8 protein-coding genes are annotated in these 15054 nt (G+C 66.2%); 3 read left to right on the top strand and 5 right to left on the bottom strand.

Annotation, left to right across the window (positions count from 1 at the left end; genetic code table 11):
- Window positions 1-464 precede the first annotated feature (464 nt).
- Complete coding sequence (locus JS528_RS04620) at window positions 465-1397, top strand: alpha/beta hydrolase (RefSeq protein WP_214357922.1); 933 nt, start codon at window positions 465-467, stop codon at window positions 1395-1397.
- 123 nt (window positions 1398-1520) lie between these two features.
- Here JS528_RS04620 and cysE read toward each other — a convergent pair whose 3' ends face one another.
- Together cysE and JS528_RS04610 are read right to left on the bottom strand one after the other, a co-directional pair.
- Complete coding sequence (gene cysE, locus JS528_RS04615; protein ID WP_214357921.1) at window positions 1521-2141, bottom strand: serine O-acetyltransferase; 621 nt, start codon at window positions 2139-2141, stop codon at window positions 1521-1523.
- Window positions 2142-2169: 28 nt separating this feature from the next.
- Window positions 2170-3471, bottom strand: a complete 1302-nt coding sequence (locus JS528_RS04610; RefSeq protein WP_240541322.1) for an aspartate aminotransferase family protein — start codon at window positions 3469-3471, stop codon at window positions 2170-2172.
- 218 nt (window positions 3472-3689) lie between these two features.
- Here JS528_RS04610 and JS528_RS04605 point away from each other — a divergent pair, with 218 nt between their 5' ends.
- Window positions 3690-4613: a LysR family transcriptional regulator gene (locus JS528_RS04605; RefSeq protein ID WP_214357919.1), complete on the top strand. Its 924-nt coding sequence runs from the start codon at window positions 3690-3692 to the stop codon at window positions 4611-4613.
- A 39-nt stretch (window positions 4614-4652) separates the two neighbouring features.
- Here the strand turns inward: JS528_RS04605 and JS528_RS04600 are convergent, their stop codons facing one another.
- From JS528_RS04600 to JS528_RS04590, 3 genes are all read right to left on the bottom strand, one after another.
- Entirely contained in the window at window positions 4653-5657 is a 1005-nt protein-coding gene (locus JS528_RS04600) for a LacI family DNA-binding transcriptional regulator (RefSeq protein WP_214357918.1), read from the bottom strand.
- Window positions 5658-6136: 479 nt separating this feature from the next.
- The gene (locus JS528_RS04595) at window positions 6137-7696 is read right to left on the bottom strand and encodes an MFS transporter (protein ID WP_214357917.1); all 1560 of its coding nucleotides are present in this window, start codon (window positions 7694-7696) and stop codon (window positions 6137-6139) included.
- Window positions 7697-7944: 248 nt separating this feature from the next.
- Complete coding sequence (locus JS528_RS04590) at window positions 7945-9525, bottom strand: MFS transporter (protein WP_214357916.1); 1581 nt, start codon at window positions 9523-9525, stop codon at window positions 7945-7947.
- A gap of 371 nt (window positions 9526-9896) precedes the next feature.
- Here JS528_RS04590 and JS528_RS04585 point away from each other — a divergent pair, with 371 nt between their 5' ends.
- On the top strand, window positions 9897-14525 hold the full coding sequence (locus JS528_RS04585) for an Ig-like domain-containing protein (RefSeq protein ID WP_214357915.1): 4629 nt from the start codon (window positions 9897-9899) through the stop codon (window positions 14523-14525).
- Window positions 14526-15054 lie beyond the last annotated feature (529 nt).

The raw sequence follows: 15054 nt of genomic DNA, 5'->3' as shown, positions 1-15054 counted from the left end.
TCCCGCCCCCTACCTTCACTCCTCGTCGTCTTTCGCATCTCTGGGCCCGCCTGTGCGAACCGTTCCCGATGGCGGAACAGTCCGCATCCCACCTCACGTCCCCGGATCCGTCGTCACCGTACGCCTCATCGACCCACCTCTGCACCGTCGCTCCTCGAGCCCCGAGCCCGCCCTCCCATCCGTGTCGCTGACCTGTGCGATCGACCCGTGCCCCGCGCACCGAGCCCGTCGGTTCCATCAGTGAACTTTCCTTGACCGGCGTCCGTCGCCTCTCGCGTCCCGAGCCCACTCCTCACCACACACCCCTCGACCCCACACGTCGCGCGACTTGACCGCGCTGCGCAAGGGCGTGCGCATCGTCGGCCCCTCGTACCCGCATCGCGCGACTTGACCACACCCCTTGAATCACACTATTCTTAACGATGAGATTATTGGAACTGCAACGAAGCGAGCACTCACATACCATGACTTCCCCGAACCATCAGCACCTCACCGTCATCGAGCTCACCGACCAGGATTACGCCGGCGACGGCCTGCAATCGCACCGCCTGTACCTCGCGCTCCCGTCATCGACAGCCGATGCCCCGATCGACCCCACGGTTAATGCAACGGCGACCCCGACCGCAGCCGGACCGAACCTTCCCCTCGTCGTCTACATCCACGGCGGCGGCTGGGTCGGCGGCAATTTCACCCCCGGTGCGACCGGCCTCGCGGACCGCGAGGACGCGCGGGCCTTCCTCGAAGCCGGCTACGCGGTCGCGGTCATCAACTATCGCATGTCGACCGAGGCGCGCTGGCCCGCGCAGATTCACGACTGCAAGGCCGCGATCCGGTTCCTGCGCGCGCACGCCGACCGATACGGCCTCGACCCGGACCGCATCGTCGCGTGGGGCGCGTCGGCCGGCGCGCATCTGGCGCAGTTCCTCGGCTTCACGAACGGCGACGAACGCTACGACGACCGCACGCTCGGCGCCGATCAGGAGACCCGAGACGCGTCCGCCGAGGTGAATCTCGTCATCGCCGCGTTCGGCATCAGCGACATCGGCACGTGGGAGACGGACGACGCGTACTGGCACGACATGGTCGAGTACTACAAGGACGTGATCCTGGGCCGGGACCGCACGCCGGAGGCCGAGGCCGACGCCAGTCCGATCGCCCGCGTCTCGCCGTCGCTCGCCGCGACCATGCCACCGATGCTGCTGGCCCACGCCGACGACGACCCGGTCGTCCCGTGCGCCCAGACGCGCGCGTTGGAGTGCCGTCTGCGCGAGGCGGGTCTGAGCGGGCGCATCGAGACGTGGTATCCGACGACCGGGGGCCACGGCGAGCCGGAGGTGTGGCGTTCGCGTGCGGCGACCGACCGGTTCGTCGGGTTCTGCGACGCGCATCTGCGCTGAGCCCCGTTCCCGATTTTCAGAAGGGGAATCAGCCACTGTCGTTGTCTTCGCGGATGGAGGTTTGCCGTTGGGACGGCGCCGCCACCGGAACAATCCGTTCAGCTCCGCACGACGATCGGCATCTCACCTGATAGGGCGCACTTTGGCCGGGCTGCCAATGGCCACCGAACGCGGTGGCACGTCGTGCAGAACCAGCGCCATCGCACCGATTTTGCTGTCGTCGCCGACCGTGATGTTCCCGAGCACCATGGCGCCGGCGCCGATGTACACACGGTCGCCAATCGTGGGGTGCCGTTTGCCGGGTGTGTTGACGCGTCCGCCGAGCGTGACCTGATGGTGCAGGATCACGTCATCGCCGATGACCGCGGTCTCCCCGATCACCACGCCGGTGCCGTGGTCGATGATCAGTCGTCTGCCGATCGTGGCGGCCGGATGAATCTCCACGCCGGTCATGGTGTGGCTGAACGCCCTGACGAGCTGCGCCGCCAGACGGTGTCCGTCAATCCACAGGCGGTGCGACAGGCGGTACATCCACACCGCGTGCATGCCGGTGGAGGTGAGCAACACCTGCCAGCCGGACGACAGAGAGGGATCATACGCCCTCACCGCCGCCACGTCGCCGCGCAAATCCAATCGTGTCACGGACGCCCCCGACCGCCCACCGGTCAACGCCGCGAACAGTCCACGGGCGATTCCGCCATGTCCGGAATCCGCATCGACGCGCGGCGTAATCGTAATCGTCATGATGTTCCTCCTTATCCCATCGGTGCCGTCAGCGCGACCGTTCGACCACACCGATCGACTCGTCGAGGATGGACAATCCCAAATCGATTTCGTCCGGGGAGACGGTCAACGGCGGGGCGATGCGGAAGACGCCTCCCATGCCCGGCAGGCAGACGATGTTCATGTGCAGGCCGCGCTTGAAGCATTCCTGAGTGATGAGATCGGCCAGGTGCTCGGAGCGCATCTTGGATGCCTTGTCCTCGACGATCTCGATGCCCTGCAGCAGGCCACGGCCTCGCGCGTCGCCCACGATCTCATGACCGTCCATAATCCGCCTCAGGCCGTCGCGCAGCTGGGCGCCTCGGCGCTCCACGTTGCCGAACAGGTCGTCGCGCTCGATTACGTCCATCACGGTGTAACCGACGGCGGCCACCACCGGGTCATTGACGTGCGAGGTGTAGAACACGAACCCAGCGTCGTGAGCACGCCGCTCTATGCTCGCGGTGGTGATCATGGCCGCGAGCGGGAGTCCTGCGCCGAGGGTCTTCGAGACGGTGACGATGTCAGGGGTGACGCCGTCACGTTCGAAACCGAACCAGCTGCCGACGCGTCCCATGCTGGTCTGCGCCTCGTCGAAGATGAGCAGCATGCCGCGCTCGTGGCACTTATCACGCAGGGCCTTGAAGTATCCGGGCGGCGGGACCAGGATGCCACCGCCGGAGACGATTGGCTCCACGATGCACGCGGCAAGGCTGCCCACGGACTGCGCGTCAACCATGGCGAATCCATAGTCGAGCTGCCTGCTCCAGTCGAGATTGCCGTCGGCGTCGGTGAAGTCAGGGCGGTACTCGTACGGGGTGGGGATGGCGATCTGACCGGGCACACCCGGCACACCCACCTTGCGGGCCGACGAGTAGGTGGCTCCGGCCGCGGCGCTGGTCAGGCCATGCCACGAGCGGTTGAACGAAACGACCTCGAATTTGCCGGTGACGGCCTTGGCGAGACGAAGGGCAGCATCGTTGACCTCGGATCCGGTGGTGAGCAGCACGGCATGGTCGAGTGGTTCGGCGGGGCCGTCCACGTCCTTGGCGGACGCGGCGGTGGCCGCATCGGTCAGGCGACGGGTGAGGTTGACGACCGGACGGGACAGCATGGCACTGAACAGATGGTCGAGTCTCGGGTAGGTCTCCTGGACGGTCTTCACAATTGCCGGATGGGCGTGGCCGAGGGTGGCGCTCATCTGGCCAGAGGTGAAGTCGAGAATCTTCCTGCCATCCTCCGTGTATACGTAGCTGCCGGAGGCGTGGTCGATGACGGCCGGGGTGAAGTAGGGTGCGCCGTAACGAAGCATGTGCTGGTCCACATCATTCCAGAAGCCCTCCCGGCATTCGAAGGGATCGGAATACCATCTGTTGTTGTCAATGAACATGCCTGCATGCTAGACGCGATTGATTGTTTACGTCCATCACATGAAATCAAACATAATGTTTCATGTTTTCGAATATTCGATGATACCGGCGCCGTCTATCATGACCGGCATCACATGATTGACGGCGGGAGGCGACAGACATGCTCAATCCGGAACGACTGAACCTGCTGGTGCAGCTGCAGGCGCTCAAGACCATGCGGGCCGTGGCCGACGTATCACGCCTGAGCGTATCCACCGTGTCGCAACAAATCGCCGCGCTGGAGAGGGATGTCGGCAGGCCATTGATCGAACGTGTGGGCCGACAGGTACGGCTCACCCCACTGGGTAACGAGCTGGTGGATCGGGCCCGTCCCGTACTCAACGACCTGCGCGAGATCGAGGACATGGCATGCAGCGAGAGCATGGAGGTGCGCGGAGCCATACGCGTGGCCGCGTTCACCAGTGCCCTGGCACCGCTGGCGGCCCCGGCGTGCGCGGCCATGAAGACCCGGTTCACGAATCTGACGATCACCCTCAATGAGCTGGAGCCCGGCCGTAGTCTGCCGCTGCTGGACGCCGGCCAGCTGGACATCGTCTTCTCCGCCTCATTCGCCTCACGGGAGCGCAAGACGGGAACCGCGGTATCACTCGGGCGCATGTCGCTGCCGCTGCTGAGTGACCGCCTGTGCGCGGTGCTGCCCGAATCCCATCCGCTGGCCGGCGAACGGTCCGTACATATCGAGGATCTCGCCGACGATATCTGGCTGCAGGAGCCGGAGGGCACCTATCTGTCGAACCACATCCGCACGCTGACCGACCAGGCAGGGTTCGAGCCCACCATGGCGGGCGTGATCAGCTCATATCCGGCCGTGCTGCAGTCCGTGGCGAGCGATTTCGGCGTGGCCGTGCTGCCGTGGCTCGCGACCACGGCGAACGTGAATGGCATCAGCGTGGTCCCCATCGAGCCCACGGTGGCCCGTTCGGTCTCACTGGTGACCACGTCGTCGCAGCTGTCCCGGCTGGCCATCCGCCAGTTTGCGGAGACCGCCAGGGAACTGGCGGAGAAACTGCGGATACCTGAGTGATTACTACGCCCCTGACGTCCGGAAGTCGGCAGACCGACCTCACCGCTTGGTGGATTCGCGTTCGATGAGCTTGTAGCCGACGCTCACGGTCTGGGGGAAGTAGTCCTTGTCGGGCTGCTCGATGCGGCGCATGAGCAGCGTCAGGGCCGTGTTGGCCATGCCCTTGAAGTCGGTGGCGACGGTCGTCAGGGTCGGCACGGTGTACGCGCCCTGGCCCAGGCCGTCGAAGCCGATGACGAGCACGTCGTCGGGCACGTGCACGCCGCCGTCCGCCAGACCGCGCAGCATGCCGATGGCGATGCCGTCGTTGAGGCAGTACAGGCCGTCGTATTTGAGCCCCTGACGCCCCTTTTTCGCCAATCGCTGCCCGGCCTCGATGCCGCCATCGATCGACCAGGAGCACTTGATGAAGTCGCGCTTCTCGTCGAACTCCAGTCCGGCCGCGCGGATCTCGGCGGCCGCCGCGCGCATGCGGATGTCGCGCGAACCGGGAATGATGTTCGGATTCTTCGGATCGCGGTTGTCGCCGACGATGCCGATGCGCGTGCAGCCTCGCGCGATCAGATGCCGGATCGCCGCACGCGAGCCCTCGGCGCTGGGCGCGTTGACCGTGTCGATCGGCAGGCTCGTGTCGTAGTTCTCCAGCAAAACCGCCGGATGACGCTTGAGGATCTCGACCGCGCGCGGCGCGTTGATGGCGATGATGCCGTCGGAGAACGAGTAGGACAGGTCGTTGTCGTCGGTGAGGTAGCGCGACAGTTCGATGAGCAGGTGCGAGCCGCGCTCGTGCACCTCCTCGGCGACGCACATCGCCAGATGGGAGAAGTAGTCGCCCTCGATGCCGGAGGTGAGGAACGTGATGGTGTCGCTGCGTCCGGACCGCAGGGACCGCCCCGACAGGTTGGTCTTGTAGCCGAGCTTTCGCGCGGCGTCGCGCACGCGCTGCATCGTCTCCGGCTTGACGTAGTCCTTGCCGCGGAGGGCCGCCGAGGCGGTCGTGGCCGTCACTCCGGCCAGTTCGCCGACGTCCTTCAACGTCACCATGATGAATCAACTCCCTAGTTGTGACGAACGTATCCATCGCACGGCGTCGGTTGCGCCGTCGCATCATGTTTCATCGTTGCGATGGATATCAGATGATTTGAGATTACCGCATCGGCCCGATGACGGGCCGATGGAATAGCGTCGGCCCCCTGTGATGAGCGGATGTCTCGCGAACGAGACGGATTCATCGCAGGGGGCCGACGCCTTGCAGAAAAAGGAACGGAAGGAAAAGAGATCGGCCGCGGGGCGGGGAAGGAGGTAAGGGCAGTAGACCCGCCCCGAGACCGGTTGGTTGGTTGGCAGCTATTGGTTGGTGATGTGTTTCTGTCGCGGACCTTTCGTCGGGGATTTCGATGTTCGGTTCATCCGTGCCGTCGTACCGTCGGGAACGCCGGCAGCGGTCGGAGGGGGATTGGAATCCGGCCGTGGGCCCCGTAAAGGGCCGGGGCCCGGGCCGGACGATTGCGGTCACGCGGTGATCAGGCGGCGCGGGAGACGTTGATCACGTTGTTGTGGCCCCAGCACTCCTCGTACTTCATGCCGGAGAGGTCCTCGACGACCTTGCGGGTCTCCGGGGTGACGTCGTCCATCGAACCGCCGTTGCGCAGGCGGGCGGCCTCGGCCACGAGGATGTCGTGGTTCTTCTCGTTGAGGTGCATGCGGTAGGTCAGCAGGATGCCGACGAGGGCGAGCACGATCACGGTGCCGACGTACATGTAGATGAGCACGTTGACCACGAGCGGGGACTGGGTCTTGACGTCGGCGCCGGACTGGAAGCCGACGGCCTGGAGGATGGCGCCCACGGCGATGGTCACGACGGTGTTGACGATGACCTCGAGGGTGGACTGGATGCCGGCGTACTGGCCCTCGCGGCGCTTGCCGGTGACCATCTCGTCGACGTCAGGGACGAAGGCCTGGATGTAGGTCTGCGCGTTGACGAGGCCGGAGTTGCCCAGCGAGAACGCGGTGATGAGGATCGTGAACCACAGGGTCAGCTGGGCCGGGCTCAGCGAGCCGCGCATCATGGTGAGCACGTAGATGCCGGCGAAGAGGATGATGGTCAGCCAGCCGCCGAGACGGTAGCACTTGATGCCGCCGAGCTTGGTGATCAGCGCGGCCCACAGGATGACGCAGGCGATGCCGAACGGGAAGCTGAAGCCGGTGGACAGGGAGACCTCGGTCGGGGTCAGCAGGAGCACGAAGATGATGAAGTAGCCGTTGATCGTGCCGCGCACGGTGCGGAAGGTCTGCTGCGCGAGGTAGATGCCGAGGTAGTTGCGGAACGTCTTGATGCGCATGACGGACAGGAAGTTCCAGAAGACGGAGACGAGGCGGCCGAGGAAGCCGACCTTCTCCTTGTCGCCCTTGTCGGCGGAGGAGATGTCGGTGGTCTCGTCGTACGGACGCTCCTTGATGCACAGCGTGCCGACGATGAGCAGCAGGGTGCCGGCGACCGCGTAGATCATCGCGACCTTGAAGTACGGCTGCCAGCCGGTGGCGCCCCAGACGGTGAACAGGTAGGCGTTGAGCATGGAGAACGCGAAGCCGCCGACGCCGCCGCCGATCTGCTGGATGGCGACCAGGGCCGCGCGGTCCTTGGTGTCGTCGGTCATCTCGGAGGGCAGGGAGTAGACGACGGTGTTGATGCCCGGGTAGACCGCGTAGTAGATGACGTTGATGACCAGGTAGTACACCACCGGCATGTTCGGCACCCACAGCAGCACGTAGAAGATGAGGTTCAGCGGTGCGGCGATGAGCAGCGTGCCCTTGCGGCGGCCGATCTTGCGGCCGAAGGAGGTGGAGTACATGCGGTCGGAGATGTAGCCCCAGACCGGCGTGATGAAGCCGCCGATGGCCTTGCCGACGGCCAGCAGGGCAGTGACGATGCCGATGCCGATGGCCAGCGGCTGGGTGTAGTAGATCATCTGCCAGGTCATGACCATCGTGGTCATGGTGAACGACAGCGGCAGCAGCGCGTAGGTGAACTTCGTCACCCAGGACAGCTTGCGGCCCACTGCGGGCGATGCCGAGTTGGACATTTGGGTTTCTCCTTGTTCTCCATGGGAATCGGCACGGTGAGCGCGGCGCAGGGCCCTTGCTTGGAGCGTGCAGTGCGGGTGGAAGACTTCTCCGTCCGTTACCCGACTCACCTACCTCGGAACCTTATCGTTGAGATTCTGAGGCCCGATTTCCTTTCTTGATGTTTGCAATACCTACGATACCACAAATCTCATCGTTGAGATTATTTTGTCGATTATCGGCGTGTCCCGCCACATCACGGGGGACTTCAGCCCTTGTGCATCACGTTGATGACGTTGTTGTGGCCCCAGCATTGCTCATAGGGCATGCCAGTCAGGGACTCGACCAGGGCGCGCGTCTCGGGCGTCGCGTCGTCCATGGAGCCGCCGGAGCGCAGGCGCGCGATCTCGGCGAGCAGCCGCTCGTGGTTCTCCCGGTTGAGCCGCAGACGGTACGTGAACACGATGCCGACGACGCAGATCACGATCGGCACGAACGAGAACAGGCATGCGAGCGCCATCACGGTCTGCGGCGGCTGCGACTGCGCGCCCTCGACGAAGCCCGTGGCCTCCAGCACCAGTCCGATGACGATCGTCTCGGCCGACGAGAAGATGTCGTCGATCGTCGAGTTGATGGCCGCGTACTGGCCCTCGCGGCGTTTGGACGTGATGATCTCGTCGACGTCGGGGATGAACGTGTACGTGTACTGCGTGGCGTTCACGACGCCGGTGATGCCGAAGTTCATGAACAGGCCGAGCCCGATGTACAGCACGGCGCGCGTGCCGGCCGGCAGGTTCCCGGCGTTCATCGCCAGCGCGAACATCGCAAGGAACACGCAGATCACCTCGACGCCGCCCAGACGGTAGGCCCTGGGGCCGCCGATGCGCGCGGTCACCCACATGAAGAAGCCGACGCACGCGATGCCGAACAGCAGGTTGACGCCGGTGGCCAGCGACACGGTCTGCGGGTCGAGCAGCAGCACGAAGATCACGAAGTACGTGTTGAGCGTGCCGCGCACGGTGCGGAACATCTCCTCGGACAGGTACAGGCCGAGGTAGTTGCGGAACTCCCTGACCTTGAGCACCGACAGGAAGTTCCACACGACGGAGACCAGACGCCGGCCCGCGCCGACCCTGCCGGAGCCGTCCGGACCGGCGTCCGCGTCAGCGTCGGACACGTTGGTCGACTCGTCGAACGGGCGCTCCTGGATGGACAGGAAGCCGAGCATGAGCACGGCGGTGCCGATGATGCCGTACAGCAGCGCCATGTTGAAGTACGACTCCCAGTTGTCCTTGCCCCACAGGGTGAAGAGGTAGACGTTGAGGACGGACAGGAACGTGCCGCCGATCGCGCCGGCGATCTGGTTGACGCCGACGAGCTGCGCGCGCTGGGTCGGGTTCTCGGTCATCTCGCTCGGCAGGCCGTACTGCACGGTGGTGATGCCGGCGAAGAACGCCCAGTAGAGGAGGTTCGCGAAGAAGTAGACGGGGATCGGCAGGTTCGGTATCCACAGCAGCAGGTAGAAGACGAAGTTCGCCGGGATCGCGAAGATCAGGATGGAGCGGCGGCGGCCGAAGCGCCGACCGAGTGCGTTGCGGTACATGCGGTCGGAGATGTAGCCCCAGACCGGGCCGATCACCGAGGCGACGATCTTGCCGGTGGCGATGAGGACGGCCGTCACGGCCATCGAGACGCCCAGGAACGTGGTGAAGTAGAACATCTGCCACGTCACGATCATCGTCTGCATCACGTAGGAGAGGGAGAAGGTGGCGTAGCCGAGCTTCGCCTTCCATGACAGCGGGCTCGTCACCGCCGTTCCCGTGGTCCCGTTCGTTCGTCCGTTCGACATCGTCGTCCTTTCCGCGCGGGCCGGACGCGGACCAACCTCGGTCCGACGCCGTCGCGCCTGCTCCTGCTTTTCGGCCGTCGCCGGCCGCGGTCGATGCGCCCGGGCCGCCTCCGCGCGGTTCCCGTGCCCTCGACACGCCGATTGCTTGTTGAGCCTCAGTATAGTGCAAAATCCCCGCAACGTTAAGATTCTCGCGCGTCACACCGCTTTATGGAGTGCTGATTTTCAGGGTTTTATCCCAATCTCATCGTTGAGATGATATGATGGGTTCCGTCAACGAATCACACACTCGTCAACACCGGACCGCACGCCACCGCAGGAGCGCGAACCGGTCACCACCATTCATCGAAAAGCCACTGGAGGTCTCACCGATGACATTTGACAACCGCACCAACGACTTCAATCTCGGCTGGCGCTTCTTCCGCGGAACCCCGACCAACGCCGAGCGCCCCGACTACGACGACTCCACCTGGCGCGAGGTCGCGCTGCCGCACGACTACGGCGTCGAGGGCCGGTTCTCGCGCAACGCCCGCGCCACCGTCGGCTACCTCAAGGTCGGCGAGGGCTGGTACCGCAAGACCTTCGTCGCGCCCGAATCCCTGGCGGGCAAGTACGTCACGCTCGACTTCGACGGCGCGATGGACCGCTCGGAGATCTGGCTCAACGGCGAGAAGGTGGGGGAGCACCACTACGGCTACACCGCCTTCAGCATCGACCTGACCGGCAGACTGAAGCTCGGCGAGGAGAACGTCCTGACCGTGCGCACCGTCAACGAGGAGCCGAGCTCCCGCTGGTACGCCGGCGCCGGCCTGTACCGCAACGTCACCCTCACCGTCGCCGACCCGGTGCACACGGCCCGCTTCGGTCTCGAGATCACCACCCCGACCCTCGAGGAGGACGTCAAGGAGCACGTCGCCCGGGTGAAGGTCGCCACGATCGTCGCCAACGGCACCGACCAGGACGTCGCCGCGACGATCCGCACGTCGGTCATCGACGCCGACGGCGTCGTCGCCGCGATCGACGACGACGCGGTCACCGTCCCGGCCTCCCACCCGGACACGACCGAGGCCGCCGTCCACTACGACGACGCGACCGCCGCCAACCGCTACGAGTGCACGCTCACCGTCGCCGACCCGCACCTGTGGAGCACGGCCGACCCGTATCGCTACACGCTGCGCACCGAGGTGCTCGTCGACGGCGAGGTCGTCGACTCGGTCGACACGAGGTTCGGCCTGCGCTGGATCACCCTCGACCCGAAGTCCGGCCTGTTCCTCAACGGCGTGAACATGCGCGCGCTGGGCATGTGCATGCACCATGACCTCGGCGCGCTCGGCGCCGCCACCTACCGCCGCGCCGTCGTGCGCCAGCTGGAGATCCTCAGGGACGCGGGCGTCAACGCGATCCGCACCTCCCACAACCCGTGCTCGAAGGTCTGGGCCGAGGAGTGCAGCCGCATGGGCTTCCTCCTGCTCGAGGAGCTCACCGACATGTGGACCGCGCCGAAGAACGCGAACGACTACTCCAACTACTTCGCCCAGGACTACCCCGAGGACCTCGCCACGATGATCCTCAGGGACCGCAACGAGCCGTGCGTGTTCATGTGGGGCATGGGCAACGAGGTGGCCTGGCAGGAGCACGAGATCCCGATCGCCGAGGACCTCACCCGCCGCTGCCACCTGCTCGACCCGACCCGCCCGAACTCCGTCAACGACGCGTCGTACCTGTCCAAGGGCATCGACGGCATCGGCAACCGCATCCACGAGAAGATGGACGTGCGCGGCTACTCCTACATCAACCGCGACCAGATGGAGCAGGTGCACGAGAAGCACCCGGACGACGTCATCCTCAACTCCGAGTCCGGCAACTGCACGCCGTGCCGCGGCTACTACGTGCATCCGACGATCCTGACCGACGAATGGCAGCTGCGCGGCCGCGACTACCCGTTCGCCAAGGGCCGCCGCCCGTGGAACGAGAAGACCTACGAGATCTCCGACTACAACGTCACCACGAACCGCGGCTACCCGCTCGACATCGCGTTCGACCGCCTGGTGAACCTGCCGTTCAACGTCGGCGAGTTCGCGTGGACCGGCTTCGACTACATCGGCGAGCCCGCCCCGTACATCTCCAACTTCTACTGGAACAAGCCGGAGATGCCGGAGTCCGACGGCACCGTGCTCGCACCGTTGCGCTCCTACTACGGCATGGTCGACACCGCCGGCTTCCCGAAGAACCCGTGGTGGCTCTACAAGGCGCTGTGGACCGATCCGGACGACGCCCCGATGGTGCACCTGCTGCCGCACTGGAACTGGAACGAGGGCGAGTCCGTGGCCGTCTGGGCCTACACGAACGCCGCCTCCGCCGAACTGTTCCTCAACGGCCGCTCCCTCGGCAAGCGCGAGTTCGAGTCGCACCAGGCCACCTTCCACCTGAGCAACAAGTACGCGGACAAGCCGTTCGAGTACCGCTACCAGAAGGACGGCAACGAGCCCAAGCAGCTCACCCTGCAGTGGGAGGTGCCGTTCGAGCCGGGCGTGATCGAGGTCGTCGCCTACGACAAGGCCGGCAACGTCGTGGCCCGCGACTCCATCGCGACCGCCGGCGACCCGGCCGGCATCGAGCTCAAGCCCGACCGCCACGTCATCGACGGCGACGGCCATGACCTGAGCTTCATCGAGGCCGACGTGGTCGACGCGAACGGCGTGATCGTGCCGCGCGCGAACGACGAGATCGTGTTCCACGTGAAACACGGCCGTCTGCTCGGCACCGACAACGGCTACCAGGCGAACACCGAGCCGCTGCAGTCCCCGGTCCATTCCGCCTACTCCGGCAAGGTGCTGGCGATCGTCGCGTCCGACGGCTCCGGCGAGCCGATCGAGGTGACCGCCACCGCCAAGGGCCTGCGCCCCGGCGGCGTGACCGTGTTCGTGGCCGAGTCCCTGGCCGACGCCGAGCACGCGAACGTGCTCGAGGTGAAGGACGTGGCCGTGCGCGTGCGCGCCGGCGAGGAGCTCGCCCTGCCCGAGACCGTCCCCGCGCTGCTGAGCGACAACACCACGGCCGAGGCACCGGTCACGTGGAACGTCGAACCGCACGCCACGTCGACGTTCGTCGTCGAAGGCGAGGCCGCGGGCCTCAAGGTGAAGGCGTTCGTCACCGTCGCCCACCCGGTCGCGGCCGCCCCGGTCTCGCTGGCCGTCAAGGCCGGCGAGGAGCCGGCGCTGCCGGAGCGCGCGATGGTCGTGTTCGACGACGGCAGCGCCGATGACGCGCCGGTCACGTGGGAATCCGTCGAGGCGTCCTCCTGGGGTACGCCCGGCGTCGTGAAGGTCAGCGGCTCCCTCGAGGGCTACGACCTCAACGTCGCCGCCTCCGTCCGCGTGGCCGAGCCGGCCGCCGACGCCGACGCCCCGATCGCCCACGACACCACCGATCTCGCCTCCGTGCTCGTCGACGGCCAACCGGTCGCCTTCCCCGAGGGCGAGGAGCGCGTCACGCTGCACCGCGCCAACACCGACCCGGCCCCGGTGATCGAGGTCGAGACGGCCGACAACGCCAGCGCGGTCGTCGTGCCGCCGATCAGGTACCCGTTCGGCTCCTACGTCATCCGCGTGACGTCGGAGGACGGTCAGCAGCACGCCGCCTACGCGCTGGATCTCGACGTCCCGCCGGCACCGGTCGCCTCCGTCACGCTGACCCCGTCGAGCGCGACCGTCGCCGAGGACGGCACCGCCACGCTCGTCGTCTCCGCGACCGACGAGACCGGCGCGGCCATCGCCCTCAACGACGCCGAGGTGACGTTCGCCTCCGACGACGAGTCCGTGGCGGGAGTCTCCGCCGAGGACGCCGAGGGCACGGTCGAGGCCCGCCTGTCCGGCACCGCGAACGTCACCGCGTCCGTCACCTACGGCGGCGTCACGAGGACCTCCGACCCGGCCGTCGTGACCGTCACCGCCGGCTCGCAGCCGAAGACCCCGGTCAGGGCATCCGTCCCGGACGTGCGCACGCTGGTCGGCGTCGTCCCGACGCTGCCCGCGACCGCGACCGTCACGTTCGACCACGGTGTCGCCGCGCCGCTGCCGATCGACTGGGAGGTCGTGACCGACGACGCCTACGCCAAGGCCGGCGACGTCGAGCTCACGGGCCGCGTCGAGCGCTTCGATCTGGACGTGACCACGACCGTGCACGTCGTCGAGGTCGCCTCCGTGGAGGAGGTCTCGCTGGCGACGATCACCGGCATCAGGCCGCTGCCGCAGGAGACCAACCCGCAGGTCGTCGTCACCTGGTCCGACGGCACGAAGGAGGAGCGCGAGGTCACGTGGGACCGCGCCGAGGCCGCCGACTACGCCGAGGCCGGCGAGTTCGACCTCTCGGGCGCCGTCGAGGGACTGGACGTCAGGGCCGTCGCCCACGTGCGCGTCACCGACGAGTACGTGCAGAACCGCGACCTGTTCTCCTACCGCAACGACGTGTACCCGCAGGTGCGCGCGTCCTACACCAACCCGGACCCGAAGGCCCAGGAGGACGCCTCGCTGCTCATGGACGGCATCGTGTCCTACACGCCGCGCGTGGGCTACAACCTCAAGAACCGCTGGTCCACCACCGGCGACCCGTCGAACACCGCGTGGCTGGAGTACCGCTTCGGCTACGGCGAGGAGACGCCGTTCATGCTCAACTCGTTCACGGTCTACTACTGCCTCGACGGCGAGAACGTGGCGCTGCCGGAGCACGTGGACGTCGAGTTCCTCGACGAGGACGGCGAGTTCAAGCCGGTCGCGAACCTCACGGTGACGCCGCACCCGGTCGAGCAGACCAACGACGCGGCCTGGGTGTACGCGACGGTCGGCGACAAGCCCGGCTCGTCGATGTCGTCGAAGGGCGACGAGACGACCTACGCGTTCGACATGGTCCGCACGTCCCGCATCAGGATCACGTTCACGTCCGAGCCCGGCAACGTCGTGGCGATCACCGAGGTCCGCGGCGACGCCCGGATGCCCGCCTGACCGCCGGCCCATTCCCAAGGAGGAATCGATGACTTGTCATGTTTTGCCCGGAAAGCGAGGTGATGCCGTATACGCCCATCTCTGACTCCGGCTGATTGATTGCGGCCGTCCGTCTTCTCCTGCTTAGGACGGCCGCGGACCTCGACGGGCCCCGGTTCACCGCGATGCACCACCAACAACGCGGCGAACCGGGGCCCGTTCGTCGTGCGCGGACGCGCGCGGATATGCGCTGGACGTGTACAGGCGCACACGCCGGAGGCGCAAAACGATGTGAACAATATCACGCAGCATCCGCGGTACGGCCGCGCGTGGCCGACACACAACGGTGGTATCGTGCTCTTTGTCGGCGCCGACAAGGGTCAGCAGCGCCGATGAAACGCACACCGATGATGTTCGCAACGGGGAGGGGAACGCGCGATATCCGCGCGCGAAGAGACCCCCGCATGCGCGTCCGGTCGTGCCGCGGATTGGCGGACTCTTGGGGGACCGGCGGATAACCCGTACGTCCGTTCATGAAAGGACCCGTCCG

Source organism: Bifidobacterium santillanense (assembly GCF_018555385.1).
Taxonomy (GTDB): Bacteria; Actinomycetota; Actinomycetes; order Actinomycetales; family Bifidobacteriaceae; genus Bifidobacterium; species Bifidobacterium santillanense.
The sequence above is the reverse complement of the archived record's forward strand: the minus strand, read 5'-3'. Positions and strand labels throughout refer to the sequence as shown.